The sequence below is a fragment of the Oceanisphaera marina genome, assembly GCF_014643915.1.
In the GTDB taxonomy this organism is placed as follows: Bacteria; Pseudomonadota; Gammaproteobacteria; order Enterobacterales; family Aeromonadaceae; genus Oceanimonas; species Oceanimonas marina.
This window is the reverse complement of record NZ_BMKE01000002.1, coordinates 224338-231313: the sequence shown is the minus strand read 5'-3', so window position 1 is coordinate 231313 and position 6976 is coordinate 224338. Positions and strand designations below refer to the sequence as shown.

The window sequence follows — 6976 nt, the reverse complement described above, 5'->3', positions numbered from 1 at the left end:
TTAGTCCCGTACTATCAAGCTTTGCGGAGTGGTAGTTCAGTTGGTTAGAATACCGGCCTGTCACGCCGGGGGTCGCGGGTTCGAGTCCCGTCCACTCCGCCATTAATCTCAAAATCCCTAGCAGAAATGCTAGGGATTTTTTCGTTTAATGCCTTCGCGGACACACTGGATGAGGTCGCTGCGCTTCTCCAACTTTCAAATGCTACGCATTTGCCACTCCGCCATTATTAGAGAAGCCCTTAGCTTTTGAAAGCTAAGGGTTTTTTGCTGTCTGCCATTCAGTGAATTCATTCTTTCCCATGCTGTCAAATCCCCCTCGTGACCAAACCGTGACCATTTGGTGACCCAGACCCTTTTTGACCGAAGGTCAAATTTAAACAAGTGATACCAATCGGGAAAACTAATACCAAACAGATTAAATAACTGATCTATTTGGTTGTTCTACAAAGGTCGGACAAAGTGCCCGCTCCCCCGACTCGCCGTGGATCCCTCCCTGGAGGCTCAGCCGCGCCATCCGTGGCGCGGATGGTCGGCTGAGCAGATCCCTTTGTCCTTCTTGATGCATCGGCGTTGACTGTTAGCGTCGTCTACAGACAACTCGATGCTCGAGAAGAGGCAACAGAGATCGACTACCACGACCGTGAAATGTCATGGACGGCATTTTCCGAGCCCTCAGGGATGAGTTCATGGCGTGTCGTGGAAGGCGACTGTGTTGCCTCTGAGCTCAGGTTTAAAAATGATCAGATCTTTATTCAAATTGGTATTAATAATGCCACTCACCATTTCAGCCTACTGCGAACATTCACTGGATGTTCGGTCAGGCTGAAATAATTCGTCTCGGCGAGGCTCGCTCGCCCCCTGCACGCTCAGCACATGACGTCCGACCGCCAAGGATGGCGGGAGTGTCAGCATTGCAGGAGCTTTTGTTGACCTGTCATGTGATGGTCGCTTGAGTAGAACCCTTCATCCGCCCCTGTGCTGCGGCGTCGCCTGTGGGAACGCCCTGCAGACAACTCGGTGCTTAAGGAGAGGCAACAGAGTTCGGCTCCCACGACTGTGAAATGCCAAGGAAGGCATTTCCCGAGCCCCCATGGGTTTATGGCGTGTCGCGGGAGGTGATTCTGTTGCCTCTCGTTCCGAGCTTTAAAATAGATCATATTTTTACTTAGATTGGTATGATCTACTTGGCTTCATGGTAAAGGCCGAATGAAGGGGCCACTCCACCGACACGCTGCAAGCACCTTGTAGTGGCACACTTAAAGTGTGCCACTACACCCTATGCCGTTGCTGGGGGATACGGGTCATCGAGAGATGGTGGCTTGGCTCACGGAGATAGCCGGCAGACTGCGCAAGCCCTCCGCAATACTGGTTATCAGTGCCCACTGGGAAGAATCGGTACCGACCATCACCTCGGGATCTTCCCCGTCTCTGATCTACGATTACTTCGGCTTTCCGCCAGAGTCCTACGACATCAAGTATCCATGCTCCGGTGAACCTGTGCTGGCGGGGCAGGTCCACAAAGTATTGGAAAAGGCAGGGATTTCTGCACGGCTCGATGAGCTGCGGGGCTTTGATCACGGCCTGTTTGTTCCACTTAAACTGATGTATCCGCAGGCAGATATTCCGTGTGCGCAGTTGTCATTGGTCAACAGCCTGGATGTGACTACCCACCTCGCGATCGGCCGTGCGTTACAGGTACTGGATTACGAAAATCTGCTGGTGATGGGCTCCGGTTTTTCTTTCCATAACATGCGAGCCCTCTTTTCGCCAAAGACCCCGGACATTCAGGCCGCTAACGAGGCTTTCGAAGACTGGCTGAAGGAAACCTGCACTAGTGCCGGCATGGAGGAACCGAAGCGGGCGGAGCGATTGGTGCATTGGGATCGCGCCCCCTATTCCCGATTCTGTCATCCTCGGGAGGAGCACCTGCTGCCGCTGCACGTCTGTTACGGGCTGGCGGGAAAGCCCTGTGATCCCCATATATCGGCAAGGATCCTGGGGAAAAAATCGGGAATAGTATATTGGGGCTCGGAATCTCTGGCTGATTTATCCACTAAAGTACCGAGCTAAAACGATCACAATTCATCGAGCTGACTCTAAAGTGTCAACAGGCCTAACAATCCGTAAATAGCCAGAAGCTAGAGCGTGAAAAATAACCTCTATGAGCTTTCTCGGAATCGGCAGGCCGTATCACTTCTTTGGGCGCATCAGCTGCCCATTCAGGGGCATTCTCAAATATGCCAGCCAGATAACCGCTGATACGAGACTCAAAAAGTCCAGCATTCGAACAAACATGCTTTCTCTATTCAATCACTCAGCAGAATGAGCAAGCTGCAGGTCGGACTATTGGGTTGCAAGTCATGTTACTTGGACTAAGATTAAGCGGCTGTATGAAAAACACGCTGTTTTGTTGGCTGATGTTTTATTTATCTTCTTGGTTTATGCCAAGAGTAAAGGAGACAATAATGTTAGCGAGAAAGTGCCATTATCCGCTGCAAAGCGATGCTAGTTGCTATGTTGAGATAACCATTGAGCCCTGTTGTACCATTGAGATAGCAGTGCCCAAAAAATCTCAGTGCATAAGAAGCAAACTAGCATTGATACATTTTACACCAAATGAGCAATGCATATTATTAGAATGTTATGCAGCGGATTCTATTGGGCCTAAATCTGTCCAATTAGATCTTTCCTATGGCGATGCTCTTGAGCTGTGCCAGATGATTGATGAAGTACAAGAAGAGCATGAGAGATTAATGTCCGACTTATGCTATTAGTCATTATATTTATGTTGCCTTGGCCTGAGCATGTCAGGCCCTTTTGATTGCGATCGATAGCTGGCGAAAGTGCTGTGTGGATACTTGCGCGTGATTCTAGTTAGGGCCCATTGTGTTATGGGCAGAATTATTTAGCCTGTTGAAAATTAATATAGAGCCACTCGGCACTAGTTGTTGGTGAACGGAATTGCCTGTAGTTGACAATATTAATTTATATTTCAAGGAGATAAGGGTGTTAATCAGAAAGCGTAGCTATACGCTGCAAAAGGGTCACTGCCTCGTGAATATTATCATCAAGCCTTGCGGTACCATAGAGGTAGATATTCCCGAGAAACATCAACATCTGACTGCCGAGTTAGATAAGGTTCATTTTAAGCTGAATGAACAAGGAGTGTTGTTGGTCTGTAACGAAAAAGGGTGTGGTATAATTGAAGACGTTTGTCTGCATCTCTCACGTAAAGATACTTTCGATCTTTATGAAGTGGTTAGCGATGTGATTGATGAATATGAAAGGCTGATGTCAGATCTATAAGAAAACCATATGTTCAGCACATTTATATGCCATGCTAACGGTTTGTTGTTGGAGTGATAATTTACAATTCTCTAGCTTTGTGTGCGCACTTTTTATATGTTCTGTGTTCATTTTTTAATGCTCTGATGAATCCCTTTTCTAGTGGAGCATATTAACCTGATTATGTTAGCCTCAAATAGGTGTCTAAATAAATATCTGATTTTAATTGTCACTTTTATTTTTCCTGTGTGGGTAACTTATTTTTTTGCAGCTTGTACGAACTATATTAGTTTTAACGAGTCGTATAACAGGTGGTTGGAATAAATAATATATTGCCGAAGATAGCTCTTTGTTTACCGTAAATAAGGAGGCGATAATGTTAGACAGGAAATGTTGCTACACCTTGAAAAGCGGTACAGATGTTTCTGCCAACATCACGGTCCACCCGTGTTGCACTATAGAAATAGAGATACCTGAACTGCACCAGAGTGTTTGTCGGGAGGTTGAGCAGCTACACTTCAAGATCACCAATGATGGCATGTTGTTGATGTGTGATGAGGGCAACGACAGCGGCACAAGGCTGCATTTTTCACGTAAAGATGCGTTAGCGCTGTGCCAGATAATTGATGAGGTAATTGAAGAACATGAAGAGCTAATGTCTGCTTTATGAGGACGTTGGCTCCGTGTGATGACTTGCCCGAACGACGAGTCGTATTTGGCAAGAAACTACATGATATTGGGCCTGATTATCTCAGGCCCATTTTATGTTTAAAGCTCCCTCGTATCCATTACCACCTTTAAACAGGCAACACTGTGCCCGACGCTGCCTTTGAGTACGGGTTTGATATGGGCGCATTCTGCATCGGCAAGTGGACAACGGGTGCGAAATACACAACCGGATGGAGGTTTGATGGGCGAGGGCAATTCGCCACCGAGCAGCTTTACCTGCTTGTTGCGTTCAACTTCAGGATCGGGAATGGGTACGGCACTCATCAGCGCTTGAGTGTAGGGGTGGCTGGGATTGGAAAATAACGCCTGGCTGCTCCCTAACTCCATCGGCTTGCCGAGGTACATCACCAGCACCTGATCGGAAATGTGTTTTACCACAGATAGATCGTGGGCGATAAAGACCAGTGCCAGGCCCATGTCTGCCTGCAGCGCTTTCAGCAGGTTGATCACTTGCGCCTGCACGGAGACATCCAATGCAGAGACGGGTTCATCGCAAATAATCAGCCTAGGCTCCAGGATCAGCGCTCGGGCGATTCCGATGCGTTGGCATTGTCCTCCAGAAAATTCATGAGGATAGCGATTGATCAGGTTGGGTAACAAGCCGACCCTGGCCATGATGGCGCTGACTTTTTCCTTGCGCTCGGCCTTGGACAAGTGCGGATAAAAAGTGCGCAGCGGCTCGGCAATAATATCGCCGATGGTCATGCGGGGGTTGAGTGAGGCCAGTGGATCCTGAAAGATCATTTGTATGTCCTGGCGTATTTCGCGCAGCGCACCGGGACTGGCGTGAACCAGATCCTGACCCAGCCAGAGCACGTCACCGGCATTAGCGGATACCAGGCCGATAATAGCGCGGGCCAGGGTAGATTTACCGCAGCCAGACTCGCCCACTATCCCCAGGGTTTCGCCGGCATTCAGGATAAAACTGATACCGTCTACGGCTTTTAATGTGGCCGGGGGCGTCCAGGGCCAGGCGTGTTTTTGTTTGATGCTGAAATGAACCTTGAGCCCGTTGACCGACAGTAGCGGCTGAGGCTGTGTGTTCAGGATTTCATTCTTGCTCAAGGCTGTCTCCTTGCCAGTGGCAGGCTCGGTAGCGATCGGCTCCAAATGCGGTGAGTGGCGGCGCCGTGGTGCGGCAAATATCCTGTACCTGTGGGCAGCGCTGCTGGAAAGGGCAACCGTCGGGCAGGTGCAAGAGGTTCGGCGGGTTGCCGGGTATGGTGGTCAAGTATTTGCTGTGACCGTCGAGTCGTGGGATGGCGCTCAGCAATCCCTGGCTGTAAGGGTGACTGGGGCGATAAAACATATCGTTAACCGAGCCGGCCTCCATGGTTCTGCCCGCATACATCACCAGTACCTGTTCACAACTGCCAGCCACGACACCCAGGTCGTGGGTGATCAGGATAATGGCGGTATTGAACTCCTGCTTTAACTCCTTAAGCAGGTTCATTATCTGTGCCTGCACGGTGACATCCAGCGCCGTGGTCGGCTCGTCGGCGATTAACAATTGCGGGCGGCATAACAGCGCCATGGCAATCATCACCCGTTGGCGCATACCGCCAGATAATTCGTGGGCATACATATTCATGCGCTGACGCGCTTCGGGGATCTGTACCGCATTGAGCATCTGTACCGACTCTGCAAAGGCGTCGGCCTTGCTCATGCCTTTATGCAAGAGCAGCACTTCCATCAGCTGCTGACCGATCTTCATGTAAGGATTGAGTGAGGTCATGGGATCTTGAAAAATCATGGCGATGTGCTCGGCGCGGATCTTATTGAGCGCCTTTTCTGACAAGCCAAGCAACTGCTGATCGTTAAAACGGATAGACCCCTGAGTGTGACTGTTGTTGGCCAGCAGCCCCATAATGGCATAGGCGGTTTGGCTTTTTCCCGAACCCGACTCGCCGACTATGCCCAGGGTGTCGCCTGCTGCCAGGGAAAAGGTCAGATCGTTCACCGCCACCAGGTTACCCTCTGGTGTGGTAAATTCAACCCGCAAGTCTTGTACCGTTAATAGTGTCATCAAGCTATCCTTAGCGATCTTTGGGGTCCAGGGCGTCACGCAGACCGTCCCCTAAAAAGTTAAAGCAAAACAGCGTGGTCACCATAAAGCCGGCGGGAAACAATAACTGCCACAGGGCAATTTCCATCGACTTGGATCCTTCGTTTAACAGTGCGCCCCAACTGGTCATCGGCTCTTGCACGCCTAGTCCCAGAAAGCTTAAAAACGATTCAAACAAAATCATGCCCGGCACCAGCAGGGTGGCATAAACCGCCACTATTCCCAGCACATTGGGCACTATGTGGCGGGTAACTATGGTCAGGTGACTTACGCCTCCTACCTGTGCGGCTTCGATGAATTCTTTGTTTTTCAGGCTTAAGGTTTGGCCACGCACTATGCGCGCCATATCCAGCCAGCTAACGGCGCCAATGGCGAAGAAGATCAGCAAAATATTGCGGCCAAAAAAGGTGACCAGCAAAATCACGAAGAACATGAAGGGAAACGAATAGAGAATTTCCAGTATTCGCATCATAACGCGGTCGGTACGCCCGCCAATAAACCCGGACGTGGCGCCATACAGGGTACCTATGATGACGGCCACCAAGGCGCCCATCAAGCCCACCATCAAGGAAATTCGTCCGCCGACCAGGGTGCGGACAAACAAGTCGCGGCCCAGCGAGTCGGTGCCAAAATAGTGGCCGCTTTCTATACTGGGAGCGGCCATCATGGCACCCCAGTCGGTATCATCAAAGGCGTAGGGTGAAAAGTAAGGCCCGAATATGACCAGCAACGCGATCAGGCCCAGCAGTATCAGGCTGGCCAATGCAGCACGGTTGGCAAAGTAACGGCGTCGAGCATCTTGCCATAAAGAGCGCCCCGTTATGGTGAGCGACGAATCATCCTGTTGCTCGGAGAAGCGAGTCATCGCCTCACGTTTGGCTTTAATCACCACCATCA

The 6976-nt window shown here is 50.2% G+C and carries 6 protein-coding genes and 1 tRNA gene; 4 read left to right on the top strand and 3 right to left on the bottom strand.

What is annotated here, in order from left to right; translation table 11 throughout:
• Positions 1 to 25 precede the first annotated feature (25 nt).
• The 4 genes from IEW52_RS02370 (at position 26) to IEW52_RS02355 (ending at position 3955) form a co-directional block, all read left to right on the top strand.
• Positions 26 to 102: transfer RNA gene (locus IEW52_RS02370), tRNA-Asp, on the top strand.
• Positions 103 to 1263: 1161 nt separating this feature from the next.
• The gene (locus tag IEW52_RS02365) at positions 1264 to 2070 is read left to right on the top strand and encodes a DODA-type extradiol aromatic ring-opening family dioxygenase (RefSeq protein ID WP_229667757.1); all 807 of its coding nucleotides are present in this window, start codon (positions 1264 to 1266) and stop codon (positions 2068 to 2070) included.
• Positions 2071 to 3054: 984 nt separating this feature from the next.
• Complete coding sequence (locus IEW52_RS02360; RefSeq protein WP_188628462.1) at positions 3055 to 3306, top strand: hypothetical protein; 252 nt, start codon at positions 3055 to 3057, stop codon at positions 3304 to 3306.
• A 355-nt stretch (positions 3307 to 3661) separates the two neighbouring features.
• Positions 3662 to 3955 carry a hypothetical protein gene (locus IEW52_RS02355; protein WP_188628461.1) on the top strand — a complete coding sequence of 98 codons (294 nt, stop codon included), beginning with the start codon at positions 3662 to 3664 and terminating at the stop codon, positions 3953 to 3955.
• A 98-nt stretch (positions 3956 to 4053) separates the two neighbouring features.
• Here the strand turns inward: IEW52_RS02355 and oppF are convergent, their stop codons facing one another.
• Genes oppF through oppC form a run of 3 tightly spaced genes read right to left on the bottom strand, consistent with a single transcriptional unit; the run spans position 4054 to position 6974 of the window.
• A complete protein-coding gene (gene oppF / locus IEW52_RS02350; RefSeq protein WP_188628474.1) occupies positions 4054 to 5061 on the bottom strand; it encodes a murein tripeptide/oligopeptide ABC transporter ATP binding protein OppF in 1008 nt (335 codons plus the stop codon).
• A 4-nt stretch (positions 5062 to 5065) separates the two neighbouring features.
• Complete coding sequence (gene oppD / locus IEW52_RS02345; RefSeq protein WP_188628460.1) at positions 5066 to 6040, bottom strand: oligopeptide ABC transporter ATP-binding protein OppD; 975 nt, start codon at positions 6038 to 6040, stop codon at positions 5066 to 5068.
• Between the two features lie 10 nt (positions 6041 to 6050).
• Positions 6051 to 6974 carry an oligopeptide ABC transporter permease OppC gene (gene oppC / locus IEW52_RS02340; protein ID WP_188628459.1) on the bottom strand — a complete coding sequence of 308 codons (924 nt, stop codon included), beginning with the start codon at positions 6972 to 6974 and terminating at the stop codon, positions 6051 to 6053.
• Positions 6975 to 6976: the final 2 nt, after the last annotated feature.